13 protein-coding genes and 1 pseudogene are annotated in these 12272 nt (G+C 62.0%); 8 read left to right on the top strand and 6 right to left on the bottom strand.

Features of this window, described 5'->3' with window-relative positions:
• Positions 1–4 precede the first annotated feature (4 nt).
• A pseudogene (locus HH213_RS18450) lies at positions 5–972 on the top strand (GGDEF domain-containing protein).
• 5 nt (positions 973–977) lie between these two features.
• Here the strand turns inward: HH213_RS18450 and HH213_RS18445 are convergent.
• A complete protein-coding gene (locus HH213_RS18445) occupies positions 978–1595 on the bottom strand; it encodes a DUF5610 domain-containing protein (RefSeq protein ID WP_110846966.1) in 618 nt (205 codons plus the stop codon).
• 63 nt (positions 1596–1658) lie between these two features.
• On the opposite strand from HH213_RS18445, the gene sbcB reads away from it, so the two are divergent.
• Complete coding sequence (gene sbcB, locus HH213_RS18440) at positions 1659–3101, top strand: exodeoxyribonuclease I (RefSeq protein WP_110846967.1); 1443 nt, start codon at positions 1659–1661, stop codon at positions 3099–3101.
• A gap of 121 nt (positions 3102–3222) precedes the next feature.
• Complete coding sequence (locus HH213_RS18435) at positions 3223–4608, top strand: serine hydrolase domain-containing protein (RefSeq protein WP_169113194.1); 1386 nt, start codon at positions 3223–3225, stop codon at positions 4606–4608.
• Positions 4609–4617: 9 nt separating this feature from the next.
• On the opposite strand, the gene pyrF is transcribed toward HH213_RS18435, so the two are convergent.
• Complete coding sequence (gene pyrF / locus HH213_RS18430; RefSeq protein ID WP_110846969.1) at positions 4618–5439, bottom strand: orotidine-5'-phosphate decarboxylase; 822 nt, start codon at positions 5437–5439, stop codon at positions 4618–4620.
• 108 nt (positions 5440–5547) lie between these two features.
• On the opposite strand from pyrF, the gene HH213_RS18425 reads away from it, so the two are divergent.
• Both HH213_RS18425 and HH213_RS18420 read left to right on the top strand, forming a co-directional pair.
• Positions 5548–6309: an SDR family NAD(P)-dependent oxidoreductase gene (locus HH213_RS18425; protein ID WP_110846970.1), complete on the top strand. Its 762-nt coding sequence runs from the start codon at positions 5548–5550 to the stop codon at positions 6307–6309.
• A 303-nt stretch (positions 6310–6612) separates the two neighbouring features.
• Positions 6613–7005, top strand: a complete 393-nt coding sequence (locus HH213_RS18420; RefSeq protein WP_110846971.1) for a VanZ family protein — start codon at positions 6613–6615, stop codon at positions 7003–7005.
• Here HH213_RS18420 and HH213_RS18415 read toward each other — a convergent pair.
• Positions 6959–7174: a hypothetical protein gene (locus tag HH213_RS18415; RefSeq protein WP_146235912.1), complete on the bottom strand. Its 216-nt coding sequence runs from the start codon at positions 7172–7174 to the stop codon at positions 6959–6961. The two genes, HH213_RS18420 and HH213_RS18415, sit on opposite strands and share 47 nt — an antisense overlap.
• A 138-nt stretch (positions 7175–7312) precedes the next feature.
• Between HH213_RS18415 and HH213_RS18410 the strand changes: the two genes are divergently transcribed.
• Positions 7313–7708, top strand: a complete 396-nt coding sequence (locus HH213_RS18410) for a hypothetical protein (RefSeq protein ID WP_169113193.1) — start codon at positions 7313–7315, stop codon at positions 7706–7708.
• A gap of 6 nt (positions 7709–7714) precedes the next feature.
• Here HH213_RS18410 and HH213_RS18405 read toward each other — a convergent pair whose 3' ends face one another.
• Both HH213_RS18405 and HH213_RS18400 read right to left on the bottom strand, forming a co-directional pair.
• On the bottom strand, positions 7715–8617 hold the full coding sequence (locus HH213_RS18405; RefSeq protein ID WP_169113192.1) for a TraB/GumN family protein: 903 nt from the start codon (positions 8615–8617) through the stop codon (positions 7715–7717).
• A gap of 114 nt (positions 8618–8731) precedes the next feature.
• Positions 8732–9571, bottom strand: coding sequence for a substrate-binding periplasmic protein (locus HH213_RS18400; RefSeq protein ID WP_169113191.1), 840 nt, complete (start codon positions 9569–9571; stop codon positions 8732–8734).
• Here HH213_RS18400 and HH213_RS18395 point away from each other — a divergent pair.
• Positions 9562–10569, top strand: a complete 1008-nt coding sequence (locus tag HH213_RS18395) for an LLM class flavin-dependent oxidoreductase (protein ID WP_169113190.1) — start codon at positions 9562–9564, stop codon at positions 10567–10569. The genes HH213_RS18400 and HH213_RS18395 overlap by 10 nt on opposite strands.
• A 110-nt stretch (positions 10570–10679) precedes the next feature.
• Positions 10680–11825, top strand: coding sequence for an MFS transporter (locus HH213_RS18390; RefSeq protein WP_110846975.1), 1146 nt, complete (start codon positions 10680–10682; stop codon positions 11823–11825).
• Here the strand turns inward: HH213_RS18390 and HH213_RS18385 are convergent.
• Entirely contained in the window at positions 11822–12271 is a 450-nt protein-coding gene (locus HH213_RS18385; RefSeq protein ID WP_229263056.1) for a hypothetical protein, read from the bottom strand. The genes HH213_RS18390 and HH213_RS18385 overlap by 4 nt on opposite strands.
• Position 12272: the final 1 nt, after the last annotated feature.

The raw sequence follows: 12272 nt of genomic DNA, 5'->3' as shown, positions 1-12272 counted from the left end.
ATCCTTGAAACAAATCAGCACATTCGGCTCATCGAGCTATCGGATCAGCGACTTGCAGCTGCTGCGCAACTCCGACGACGACGCCGTCATCGCCAGACTGCTGGCCCATTGCCCCATCATGTCGCTGGATGCCGGCGAGGCGATTGCCGAGTCCAACCGCGCGCGCCTGTACATCCTGCTGCGCGGCGCATTGTCGGTGGCCAGCGACACGCGTTCCGGCATGGCCGACGGCACCATCAGCAAGATCCTGCCGGGCGAAAGCGTGGGCGAACAGTCGGTGCTGGATGAGGAAGCCAATCTGTCCACCACCACCGCGCTGGAGGAAAGCGAAGTGCTGGTGGTCGAGGCCGACATCGTCTGGCAACTGATCGATCAATCGAATGTGCTGGCGCGTAACCTGCTGCGGCTGCTGTCGTTCCGCATCCGCGCCGCCAACGCGCAGCTGCGCCGGCGCCAGAAGCTGGGCGAATTCTACCGCCAGCTGTCGATGATCGACGGCCTGACCGGCTTGTACAACCGCGCCTGGCTCAACGACCTGTTGCCGACCATGGTGGCCACCGCGCACGGCTCCAACGCGCCGCTGGCGCTGATCATGATCGACCTGGATCACTTCAAGAAATTCAATGACGCCCACGGCCACCTGGCCGGCGACGAAGCCTTGCGCGCGGCGGCCCAGGTGCTGAGCGGCGCGCTGCGGCCGACCGATTTCGCGGTGCGCTACGGCGGCGAAGAAATGATGGTGTTGTTGCCGGACACCAGCGACAAGGTGGCGGCGTCGGTGGCTGAGCGGCTGTGCGAGCGCATGCGGCAAGCCAAGGTGTTCACCGACATGCGCCTGCCGCTGCCGCACATTACGGCCTCGCTGGGGTGTCGGTGCTGCGGCCGCAGCAAAGTGAGCACGATCTGATCGCGACCGCCGACGCGGCGCTGTACCGTGCCAAGGAACTGGGCCGCAATCAGGTCGCGGCCTGAGCCGATCAGGCCGCAGCCTTGTCGGTAGCCGTGGCGCTGGCGGCCGTGTTGCTGGTGCTGGCGCCGGTCGCAGCGGTATCAGTTTTCGCCTGATGCGCGGCGATGAAATCGTCATAGCCCTTCTGCACCAGCTCATAGGTCTTGTCGATATTGGACGAAATATCGCCATTCAGCGCGTTCAGCCCCTGCAGCACTTCGCGCGCCTCCTTGAAGCCGCGTTCCATGCCCGATTTGATCGTATCCATGAACTTGTTCAGCAATTCACCCTCGTCTTCGCCGGGGTGTTGCTGCTTGTAGGCTTCGAAAAACCCGGTCGACAAGGATACAATGCGGCCGGCGGTGCCTTCCGGGGTATTATCCTGCGACGCGGCATTCTGGATGGCGTCATCGCCGAAGCCGTCCTTCTTGAGCGCCTCGTTAATGCCGGTCAGCGCAGTTTTCAGCACCACCGACATCTGGTCGTTCGAGGAACTGATCGACACCGACAAGGAAGCCTGTACGATGGAGGCATTCAGATCGGCCTTGGCCTTGGCGGCAACCGACACCGGCTTGTCATCCTTGGCCTGGACCTGGGTGGCGGCATTGGTGGTGTTGCTTGAAGTCAGCGAGACGGGAGTAGCCATAATGTTGCTCCTCAGTGTAGATGCCTAAATTATCGGCAGTTTTTTAAATTTCTGTAGCACCTTATGACAAATCAGACATTTCTCTGGCACGACTACGAAACTTTTGGCGCCGTTCCGCGTCGCGATCGCCCGGCGCAATTCGCCGCGATCCGCACCGACGCCGAGCTCAACGAGATCGGCGATCCGATCATGCTGTATTGCAAGCCAGCCAATGACTTCCTGCCAGATCCGCAATCTTGCTTGATCACCGGCATCACCCCGCAGCAATGTCTGGAATGGGGCGTGGCCGAACATCAATTCGCGGCGACCATCGAGCAAGCCTTCTCGCAGCCGGGCACCATCGGCGTCGGCTACAACACCATCCGTTTCGATGACGAAATCACCCGCTTCATGTTCTGGCGCAACTTGATCGACCCGTATGCACGCGAATGGCAAAACGGCTGCGGCCGCTGGGACTTGCTGGACGTGGTGCGCATGACCTACGCGCTGCGGCCGGAAGGCATTCAGTGGCCGACCAAGGAAGACGGCAAGCCCAGCTTCCGGCTGGAAGACCTGGCCAAGGCCAACGGGCTACTGCACGAGGCGGCGCACGATGCGCTGTCGGACGTGCGCGCGACCATCGCGCTGGCGCGGCTGATCCGCCAGCACCAGCCGAAACTGTTCGACTTCTGCTTCGCGCTGCACAAGAAAGACCGCGTGGCCGACGAGATTGGCATGCATCTGGCCACCAACCTGCGCCAGCCGTTTCTGCACGTGTCCGGCATGTTCCCGACCGAGCGCGGCTGCATCGCCCTGGTCTATCCGCTGGGCACGCATCCAACCAACAAGAACGAAGTGATTGTCTGGGATTGCACCTACGATCCGAGCGAGCTGTTCACGCTGGACGCCGACACCATCCGCACCCGCATCTTCTCGCGCGCCGACGCGCTGCCGGAAGGCGTGACGCGCTTGCCGGTGAAAAGCATCCACCTGAATAAATCGCCGATGCTGGTGTCCAACCTGAAGACCCTGTCGCCGGCGATGGCGGCCAAATGGGGCATCGATCTGGAACAGGGCAAGGCGCACGCGGCGATTGCGGCGGCCGGACGCGACCTCGGCGCGGTGTGGGAAGAAGTATTCCATCGCCCGCGCAGTGCGCCGCTGGACGTGGATGAGGATTTGTACAACGGCTTCATCAGCAAAGACGACCGCCGCCTGCTGGACACCTTGCGGCGCGAATCGCCGGCGCGGCTGGCGGTGGCGTCCCCGGCGTTTGGCGACGCCCGCCTGGCCGAGCTGCTGTTCCGCTACCGCGCGCGCAACTTCCCGGAGACCTTGTCGGAGACCGAAGTCGAGCATTGGGAACAGCACCGCGCCGCGCGCTTCTACGAAGGCGTGGGCGGCAGCCGCACCATCGATGACTTCTTCGCCCAGATCGACGAACTGCAGCAGCACGCCGACGAGCGCGCCGAGCAAATCCTCGGCGACCTGTACGAATACGCTGAGATGGTAGCGCCGGCGCAATAAGTCCGGCCAGCCCGGCGATTTGCGGCCGGGCACGCCATTTTCACCATCCATCGCACGCCGCTGGCTGGAGATTGCCCCCTGAACATATGATGTCCTTACATTATTATTTCAGGGGGATACCATGCAACTGCTCAAAGCCGCCAACGCCGCCATCTTGCTCACCTCGGCGCTGATACCGGCTGCCAGCGCCGCCACCAGCAACGCCGAGGTCGAGGTCATCGATGCCGAACTGACGCGGCTATTCCCAGGCAATCGGCCTGGCGCCGCCGTGCTGGTGATCAAGGACGGCGTGACCCTGCTCAACAAGGGCTATGGCCTGGCCAACGTCGAATTGAACGTCCCTATCCGGCCCGACCACGTGTTTCATGCCGCCTCGGTGGGCAAGCAATTCACGGCGGCCGCGATCATGAAACTGGTCGAGGACGGCAAGCTGAATCTGCAAACGCCGATCCGCCAATATTTCCCCACCGTGCCGGTAGCGTGGAACGACATCACCGTCGAACGCTTGCTGCAGCACACCTCTGGCATCGCCAACGTCTTCACCGACGCCGGCTTCCGCAAGCAGGCATTCGAAGAACACACGCCGCAACAGCTGCTGGACCAGGCCATCGCCACGCCGTTGCTGGCGCCGCCGGGCACGGCCTACGCCTACTCGTCGGTCAATTACACGCTGCTGGGGATGATTATTGAGCAGCTGTCCGGTGAAAAATACGACGCCTACCTGGCGCGCCAGTTCTTCGTGCCGCTGGGCATGACGCATACCTATTTCATCCACACTGCCGGCCTGATCAAGGATATGGTCACGCCCTATGAACGCGGCCCGCAGCTTGCCGTGCGCTGGAACAGCAGCCTGCTGTTTGGCGGCGGCAGCTACGCCTCCACCAATGCCGACCTGGTGCGCTGGACCGTCGCGCTGCAAGGCGGCGCCGTGCTCAAGCCGGCCAGCCTGAAGGCGATGAACACCCAGGCTACGTTGCAGAACGGCGGCCGCGTGCCGTACGGCTACGGCATCCGCCCGTACACGCTGGCCGGCCAGCCTTACCTGCGCAGCAGCGGCGACGTCCAGGGTTTCCATGCCGAAGTGGTGTACATCCCGCAATCGAAGGTGATTGTGTCGATGATGAGCAATAGCGACGACTCGCCGCAATTCGGACTGCCCTCGACTGCGCGCCGCATCGCCACCATTGCTGCCGGCAGTGCGCCACCGCTGCCGACTCCAACGCCGCAGACGCTGGCGGACGGCGTGCTGCAACAGCGCGCCGGCGTCTACACGCAGGGCAATGAACGCTACACGTTCCAGGTCAAGGATGGCCGCTTGCAGGTGCGCTATCCGGCGGATGGCAGATGGCTGCCGCTGCTGGCGCTGTCGCCGACCGAGTTTTATTACGAGGCCAACAGCAATTTCCGCATCCGCTTCGGCAGCGACGCGGATGGGAGGGCGACATCGCAATGGTTCGACATCGCCCCGCTGGACGGCGATGCCGATCCAGTCTTCATCAAGCAGTAAGAGGACTGCTTAGCCGCGATGCTGGTTGATGGCGCTGCGGGTTTCTTCCGCCACGCGCCGCGCGGCCATTGCGAAGTCTTCGCCCGCTTGCGGCGCCGCGTACAGGATGGCGCGCGACGAGTTGATCATCATGCCGGCGCCGCTGGCCGTGCGGCCCGAGGTGACGGTGGCCGCAATATCACCGCCCTGCGCGCCGATGCCCGGCACCAGCAGCGGCATGTCGCCGACAATCGCGCGCACCTGCGCCAGCTCTTCCGGGAAGGTGGCGCCGACCACCAGCGCGCACTGGCCGTTGCTGTTCCACTTCTCCGCCACCAGGCGCGCCACGTGCTGATACAGCGGCTTGCCGCCGACGTCCAGGAACTGCAAATCCGAACCGCCCGCATTCGAGGTGCGGCACAGGATGATCACGCCGCGGTCGCTCCATTCCATGTACGGTTCCACCGAATCCGACCCCATGTACGGATTGACGGTCACCGCATCGGCGCCGTAACGGTCATAGGCTTCGCGCGCGTACTGGCGCGCGGTGGCGCCGATGTCGCCGCGCTTGGCGTCCAGGATCAAGGGAATGTGCGGATAATGCTCGCGCACGTAGGCGCAAATCTGCTCCAGCTGGCCTTCCGCGCTCAACGCGGCGAAATAGGCGATCTGCGGCTTGAACGAGCATGCCAGGTCGGCGGTCGCGTCAATGATCTCGCGGCAGAAGTGGAAGATGCCTTGCGGGTCGTTCTGGAACTGGGCCGGCAACTTGGCCATGTCCGGGTCCAGGCCCACGCACAGCAGGGAGTCGTTGGCCGTCCAGGCGGCGGATAATTTGTTGATAAAAGTCACGACGGCTCCCTAATGAAAAATGCAAACCCTCTATTGTAACCTGACCATGGCGGGCTACTAAAACAGCCTGTTAAAATTTGCCATCTCCACCTCAGAAAGCACATTCCCATGAAATTAACCGATAAAGTCGCGATCGTCACCGGCGCCACCCAGGGCATCGGCCTGGCCTGTGCCCAGCGCCTGATCGCTGAAGGCGCCAAAGTCATGCTGGTGGACATCAAGCCGGAAGGCGCCGACGCCGCCACGGCGCTGGGCGAACAGGCGCGCTTCTTCGCCGCCGACGTCAGCCAAAAGGCCGATGTGGACGCGATGGTGGCTGCCACCCTCGCCGCCTTCGGCCGCATCGACATCCTGATCAACAACGCCGGCGTCACCCACGCCGCCAACTTCCTCGACGTCTGCGAGGAAGATTTCGACCGCGTCCTGCGCATCAACCTGAAGTCGATGTTCCTGTGCGGCCAGGCGGTGGCGCGGGTGATGGCCAAGCAGCTCAGCGGCAGCATCATCAATATGTCCAGCGTCAACGCCGAGCTGGCGATTCCGAACCAGGTGCCCTACGTGGTGTCGAAAGGCGCGATCAACCAGCTGACCAAGGTGATGTCGCTCAACCTGGTCGAGTACGGCATCCGCGTCAACGGCATCGGTCCCGGCACCATCCTGACCGAACTGGCCAAGAAAGCCGTGATGGCCAGCCCGGAATCGCGCAACACCATTTTGTCGCGCACGCCGATGGGCCGCTGCGGCGAGCCGGAAGAAGTCGCCTCGATCGCCGCCTTCCTGGCCAGCGACGACGCCAGCTACATGACCGGCCAGACCCTGTACGTGGACGGCGGCCGCCTGGCGCTGAACTACACGGTCCCCGTCAAATGACAGAGTTATGCCCTAGCCTGATGTCTGGTATCTGAAAGAACAATTAGACACATATCTTGCGACGCCGCATAATAGCTCCTGTCTCCACTATTCTCCTCCAAGAAAATAGTTTTAAGCCCGCTCAAGTCAGCGGGCTTTTTTTTTGTTCAGCGAAATTGTTCGCTGTCATAACGGCGTCACAAACGCTGCCTATACTGGACACATCTTAAGTACATGCAACCGATAGGCATGACTGAAGAAAAGGTGCACCGGGGTCCGGTGCACCACTCCCGTTTTATTGCAGTGCATGGTATTGTCTGCCCCATGTTCAAGCAAATCTTCCTTACCCCTTCCCACGCCCGCCTCCGCTACTGGACCGCCATTGCGCTGTACCTGCTGATCCTGATTCTCGGTTCGATTCCCGGCGCGCGCCAGGACATCGGCGAAGTCGCTTCCGGCGTGGTGCTGCATTCGCTGGCTTATGCCGGCCTGACCTTTTTAATTTTTACCGGCGGCAGCGGCACAGCGTCGCAACGCGCCGGCAAGGCGGTGCTAACCATTGCCCTGATGGGCGCGATCGACGAGTGCGTGCAAAGCCTGTTCCCGTACCGCCACGGCGCGGTGTCGGACTGGATGGTGGACTGCACGGCAGCCATGCTGACGGCCGGCTTCATGTGGGCGCTCTGGAGTCGCTATCGCAGCCTTCCGGCTGACTGATTTCGCCGGTCGATAACTTCACGTCCATCCGCAACTCTTGCAGCTGCTCGGCCTTGGCCACGCGTACCAGGCCGTGCAGTGCATGCAGGAAGAAATGCCGGCTGCGGGTATCGCTGCAGGTGGCATCAATTAGCTCTTCGATAATAGTATCTGTCACGCGTGTCAACATATCGATATCCTTTCAAGTGATACCGAACAATTATTGCGTGCAGGTAGCATGTTTCAATTGATGTACATCAATAGTAACCGAAGGTATAGGAACGATGCGGCCCCGCGCCTCTCTGAAGATATTTCGAGGGAGGTAAACATGAAGAACTCAACAGGATGGATGATCGCGCTGTGCATGCTCAGCGCAACGGCCTGCGCCGACAGGACCAATCAAAGCACGAGCACCGCCAGCGATGCGGCGCCGGTCAGCACCGGCTCGATGATGGCCGGTCCCACACCCCAGCAAGCGCAAACCAGCTACGGCGTCGTGCAGGCTATTGACCAACTACAGCGCCAGGATGCCGGCCTCAGCGCTATGGGCACTGCCGGCGCGGCAGCGGCCGGCGGCAGCATGGGCGCGCCGACCGACAAGGTCTATCGCGTGATGCTGCGCATGGATGACGGCAGCAACCAGATGGTGGTGGAAGAATCGATGCCGAGCTACAAGGTCGGCGACCGCATCCGCTACAGCAACGGCAGCGTGCGGCCGTACTAGTACAGCTTAGTACAGCTGCTCGACCTGATAGCCGCGCCGCTTGAGCAACTGCGGCAGGCCGTCATCGCCCACCAGATGCAGCAGGCCGACGCCGACAAACGCCACCTGGTCCTGCTGCATGATGCGTTCGATGTTGGCCGCCATCTCCGGATTGCGCTTGCCGAGCAGCACGCGATTCATGAAGCCGGCGGAAATGCTGTCGCCGCTGGTGGCGTTATGCCAGGCGGCCTGGATGCCGGTGCGGTCGGCTGCATTCCAGGCCTCGACCAGCGCCTGCGATTTTTTCAGCGAATCGCCATCGGCCAGGTCGGCCAGGTTTTCCAGCAGATACTGCTCCTGCTGCTGTGCGTCCAGCGCGTCGAACAGGCTCAGTTGATAATCTGCGCTCTCCAGCTCCCGCACCGTCTTGTCCTGCTTTTGCGCGGCCGCCAGCAAAGCGAACTCCACCGCCTGGCTGCGCTGGTAACCGTTCTTTTCCATTTCCGCGCCGACCAGCAGGTTGGCGATCAGCCAAGGCTTGTACTGCTGCACCGTCGACAGCGCAATGCCGGCACGCGCTAGCGCCTGCACGGTCTTGTCCAGCGTGGCCGGGGTCAGATGATTCTGGATGGAGTCGCCTTCGGGATAGCGGCCATGGCGCGCCAGCGCCACCTGGAATTGCTTGTCTTCGCGGATATCGAGTTCGATCACCAGCGCCGTGGAATCGAGCAGCGCGCGCGACGCCACTGCGTCCAGCGGATAGAAACCGTCACGCCCCACGTGGATGGTGCCGTACAGATAGCTGGTCTTGCCGTCATGCGTCACCCGGAACAACTGGCCGCGATGCTGGAGCGACGTCTCCAGCGTGCCGGCTGCAAAAACGAGCTGGCAGCAAGCCAGCAGGAAAGCGAACAGAATTCCCGGTTTCATAATATTTACATTGGAATAAAAGAGAATAAGACGGGCGCCTTATTGATTCCAATAGTAATTCAGTGCCGGGCACTGCCAGAAACTATTTTTTAAAACCGTCGGAAAAATAAAACATTATTTAAGGCTATTTTGATAATTGCTGATTATTTTGCTCACACTTCCTTCTTTAATCAGCTTTTCAATTGCCTTATTCACCTCATTTACCTGCACCTGGCCCTTGGCAGACACCGCACACTGGGCCTTGTAGCTCTTTACCACCAATGGCGGATAGATCGATAGTTTCTCGCCAACCTTAAGATAATAATCAAGCGTGTTTTTCTGGGTAATAGCATAATGCAAACGGCCGGCCGCCATTTTCCGCAGATTGCCTGATGACGAATGACCATCATCGCGAATAAAACCCTGGCCTAACGCCTTATCGAATTCGGGATAGTAATATCCCAAGATTGTCGCCACCGGTTTTCCGGTAACATCCTGAAGAATATGCGGCTGCGGCACGGTGGTATCACTGACCAGCACTTCCGACACCGGGAAGAAGCCGCGCGTCCATTCAAACTGGCCCGGCAGCCAGGCCGGCAGGTACAGGCAGACCAGATCGGCCTGCCCGTTTTCCAGCGCCATGGCGATACGCTTGCGCGGCAGCAGCAGGAAACTGGCCTCGCGGCCCAGCTTGCCCGCCAGCGCCTCACCCAGCTCCTTGTGAAAACCTGCGGTCAGATGATTATCGCGAAAGCCCGCCATCGGCATCTCGGTGCCATTGTCGACCGCCACCACCAGCGGCGGCAATGGCGGCATCGCGGCGGCGGTTCCCATCGTAACGATCACTGTAATCAGGGCGTGGCCTGCACGCTTGGCCCAATCTGTGTATGCTTGTCTATCCATCTTGAAAGGATTATACCCACACACTTTCAATGGGATTGTCATTACCAGAAAGATTACCGCCCATGATTCCATTTTCGATCCTCGATCTGTCCCCGATTGCCGAAGGCAGCAACCCGACAGCCTCGTTCCATAACACGCTGGACCTGGCCCAGCACGGCGAACGCTGGGGCTACAACCGCTACTGGCTGGCCGAACACCACGGCATGCCGGGCATCGCCAGCGCCGCCACGGCGGTGGTGATGGCCCATGTGGCCGGCGGCACCAAGACCATCCGCGTCGGCGCCGGCGGCATCATGCTGCCCAATCATTCCCCGCTGGTGATCGCCGAACAATTCGGCACGCTGGAAGCGCTGTTCCCCGGCCGTATCGACCTCGGCCTCGGTCGCGCGCCCGGCTCCGACCAGACCACCGCGCGCGCGCTGCGTCGCAACCTCGAAACCGACGCCGATGCCTTCCCGAAAGACGTGCTGGAATTGCAGGACTATATGTCCGACAATCCGCGCCAGCGCGTGCTGGCCGTGCCGGGTAAAGGCGCGAAAGTGCCGATGTGGATACTCGGCTCCAGCACCTTCGGCGCGCAACTGGCCGCGCATCTTGGCCTGCCGTTTGCCTTCGCCTCGCACTTTGCGCCGCAGATGATGCAGCAGGCGATGGCGCTGTACCGCGCCAATTTCCAGCCGTCGGCACAGCTGGCCAAGCCTTACGTCATGCTCGGCTTCAATGTGTTCGCGGCCGATACCGATGAAGAAGCGCACTTCCGCGCCACCTCGATGCAGCAGGCGTTCGTCAACTTGCGCACCGGCCGCCCTTCGCAACTGCCGCCGCCGAAAGCCGGCTACCTCGACACGCTGGGCATGCCGGAACGCGCGATGCTGGATTCGGTGCTGTCGTGCACCGCCATCGGTTCGCCGGCCACGGTCAGCGCCAGACTACAGGACTTCATCGCCCGCACCGGCGCCGACGAACTGATGATCACCTCGCAAATCTACGAGCACGCGCAGCGCCTGCGTTCGTACGAAATCACCGCCGAGGTTCACCAGACACTGAAGCGCGAGCAGGCCGGACTGTAAAGTGCTCGCGCTCAGCAGGAAATGGCCGGGGCCGTTAGAATGTCGGCCTTTCCAAATTTCCGGAGCCTGACGTGAGCGAATCCAAAGCCCATCAAGACCTATCCCCCGGCATGGTCTGGCTGTTCGCCATCGCGACCGGCCTGATTGTCGCCAACCTGTACTACGCGCAAACGCTGATCGGTCCAATCAGCCGCGCCACCGGCCTCGATCCTGGCGCCGCTGGCCTGATCGTCACGCTGACGCAGATCGGCTATTGCATCGGCCTGCTGTTCATCGTGCCGCTGGGCGACTTGCTGGAGAACCGCCGGCTGATCTTCATCGCCCTGCTGGTGACGGCGGCAGCCCTGCTGGCGGCCTCGGTGACCAGCAGCGCCAACCTGTTCCTGTTTGCCGCCTTGTGCATCGGCCTCGGCTCGGTGGCGGCGCAGATTGTGGTGCCGTTCGCGGCCCATCTGTCGAATCCTGAAACGCGCGGCAAGACCGTCGGCAAGGTCATGAGCGGCCTGCTGATGGGCATTATGCTGGCGCGTCCGGTGGCCAGCCTGGTGGCCGATGCGCTGGGCTGGCATGCGATCTTCGTGCTGTCGGCGATGACCACGGCGGCGCTGGCTTTCCTGCTGCGCGCCAAGCTGCCGCAGCGCCAGCCGCACGGCGACATGCATTACTTTGACCTGCTGGCTTCGATGTGGCATCTGCTGAAAGCCACGCCGGTGCTGCGTCGCCGCGCCGCGTACCAGGCCTGCATGTTTGGCGCCTTCAGCTTGTTCTGGACGTGCGTGTCGCTGGAATTGACCGGACCGTACTTCCAGATCAGCCAGACCGGCGTGGCGATCTTTGCGCTGGTCGGTGTGGCGGGCGCGATTGCGTCACCGATTGCCGGCCACCGCGCCGACCAGGGCAAGAGCCGTTCGACCACCATGATTGCGCTGATCCTGGGCGTGCTGGCGTTCGCCATGCCGCTGGCGATCCACAGCAGCCGCCTGGTGGACCTGGGCGTGCTGGTGCTGACCTCGATCATCCTGGACATGGGCGTCTCGGCCAATCTGGTGACCGGACAGCGGGCGATTTTTGCACTGCCGCCGGAAATCCGCAGCCGCCTGAACGGGCTGTACATGGCGCTGTTCTTCATGGGCGGCGCGATCGGCTCGTCGCTGGGCGGCTGGATGTTTGCCGCGCACGGCTGGACCGGCGTGTTGTGGACCGGCCTGTGCTTCCCGCTGATCGCGCTGTGCGTGTTCGCCACCGAAAAGCGTTAATGCCCCCAGAACCGCACCTGTCCCTGTAAGGACACGGTGCCGTTGATATTCAGGCTGCCGAGGTTCCCCGTCACCGGCGCGCTCGGATCGTTCTGCACGCTCAGCGATTCGAAACCGAAGTTCGTGTAGCGCACATAGCCCGGCAGCCCAATCGCAATATAGTCGCCACCGCCATCCGTGCGCGTCTGCACGCCCAGGCTGACGGCGAACATGTCCACCGTCCCGCGCACATTCTTGAACACGATGTAGCGATTCTGCCCGCCGCCGCTGAAGCCCAGCGACAGGCGGCTATCGCTGACCGCCCCCACCAGCGTCGGATCGTTCAGCACCACATGCGCCGCAAAGCTGATGCCATCGCCGCCGCGCACCTGCGACAATTCCTGGTCATCCAGCGCCCGCAACTCCCCCGCCTGCGCCACGCCCATCCCCATCAGTAAGCAAAGCAAG

Origin of the sequence: Duganella dendranthematis (genome assembly GCF_012849375.1) — a bacterium.
GTDB classification, from domain to species: domain Bacteria; phylum Pseudomonadota; class Gammaproteobacteria; order Burkholderiales; family Burkholderiaceae_D; genus Rugamonas; species Rugamonas dendranthematis.
The sequence above is the reverse complement of the archived record's forward strand: the minus strand, read 5'-3'. Positions and strand labels throughout refer to the sequence as shown.

What these genes read in the sequence shown, in the direction of transcription:
- HH213_RS18445 (WP_110846966.1), bottom strand. Translation starts at nt 1,595, where the DNA reads ATGGCTACTCCCGTCTCGCTGACTTCAAGCAACACCACCAATGCCGCC.
- sbcB (WP_110846967.1), top strand. Translation starts at nt 1,659, where the DNA reads ATGACAAATCAGACATTTCTCTGGCACGACTACGAAACTTTTGGCGCC.
- HH213_RS18435 (WP_169113194.1), top strand. Translation starts at nt 3,223, where the DNA reads ATGCAACTGCTCAAAGCCGCCAACGCCGCCATCTTGCTCACCTCGGCG.
- HH213_RS18425 (WP_110846970.1), top strand. Translation starts at nt 5,548, where the DNA reads ATGAAATTAACCGATAAAGTCGCGATCGTCACCGGCGCCACCCAGGGC.
- HH213_RS18420 (WP_110846971.1), top strand. Translation starts at nt 6,613, where the DNA reads ATGTTCAAGCAAATCTTCCTTACCCCTTCCCACGCCCGCCTCCGCTAC.
- HH213_RS18415 (WP_146235912.1), bottom strand. Translation starts at nt 7,174, where the DNA reads ATGTTGACACGCGTGACAGATACTATTATCGAAGAGCTAATTGATGCC.
- HH213_RS18410 (WP_169113193.1), top strand. Translation starts at nt 7,313, where the DNA reads ATGAAGAACTCAACAGGATGGATGATCGCGCTGTGCATGCTCAGCGCA.
- HH213_RS18405 (WP_169113192.1), bottom strand. Translation starts at nt 8,617, where the DNA reads ATGAAACCGGGAATTCTGTTCGCTTTCCTGCTGGCTTGCTGCCAGCTC.
- HH213_RS18395 (WP_169113190.1), top strand. Translation starts at nt 9,562, where the DNA reads ATGATTCCATTTTCGATCCTCGATCTGTCCCCGATTGCCGAAGGCAGC.
- HH213_RS18400 (WP_169113191.1), bottom strand. Translation starts at nt 9,571, where the DNA reads ATGGAATCATGGGCGGTAATCTTTCTGGTAATGACAATCCCATTGAAA.
- HH213_RS18390 (WP_110846975.1), top strand. Translation starts at nt 10,680, where the DNA reads ATGGTCTGGCTGTTCGCCATCGCGACCGGCCTGATTGTCGCCAACCTG.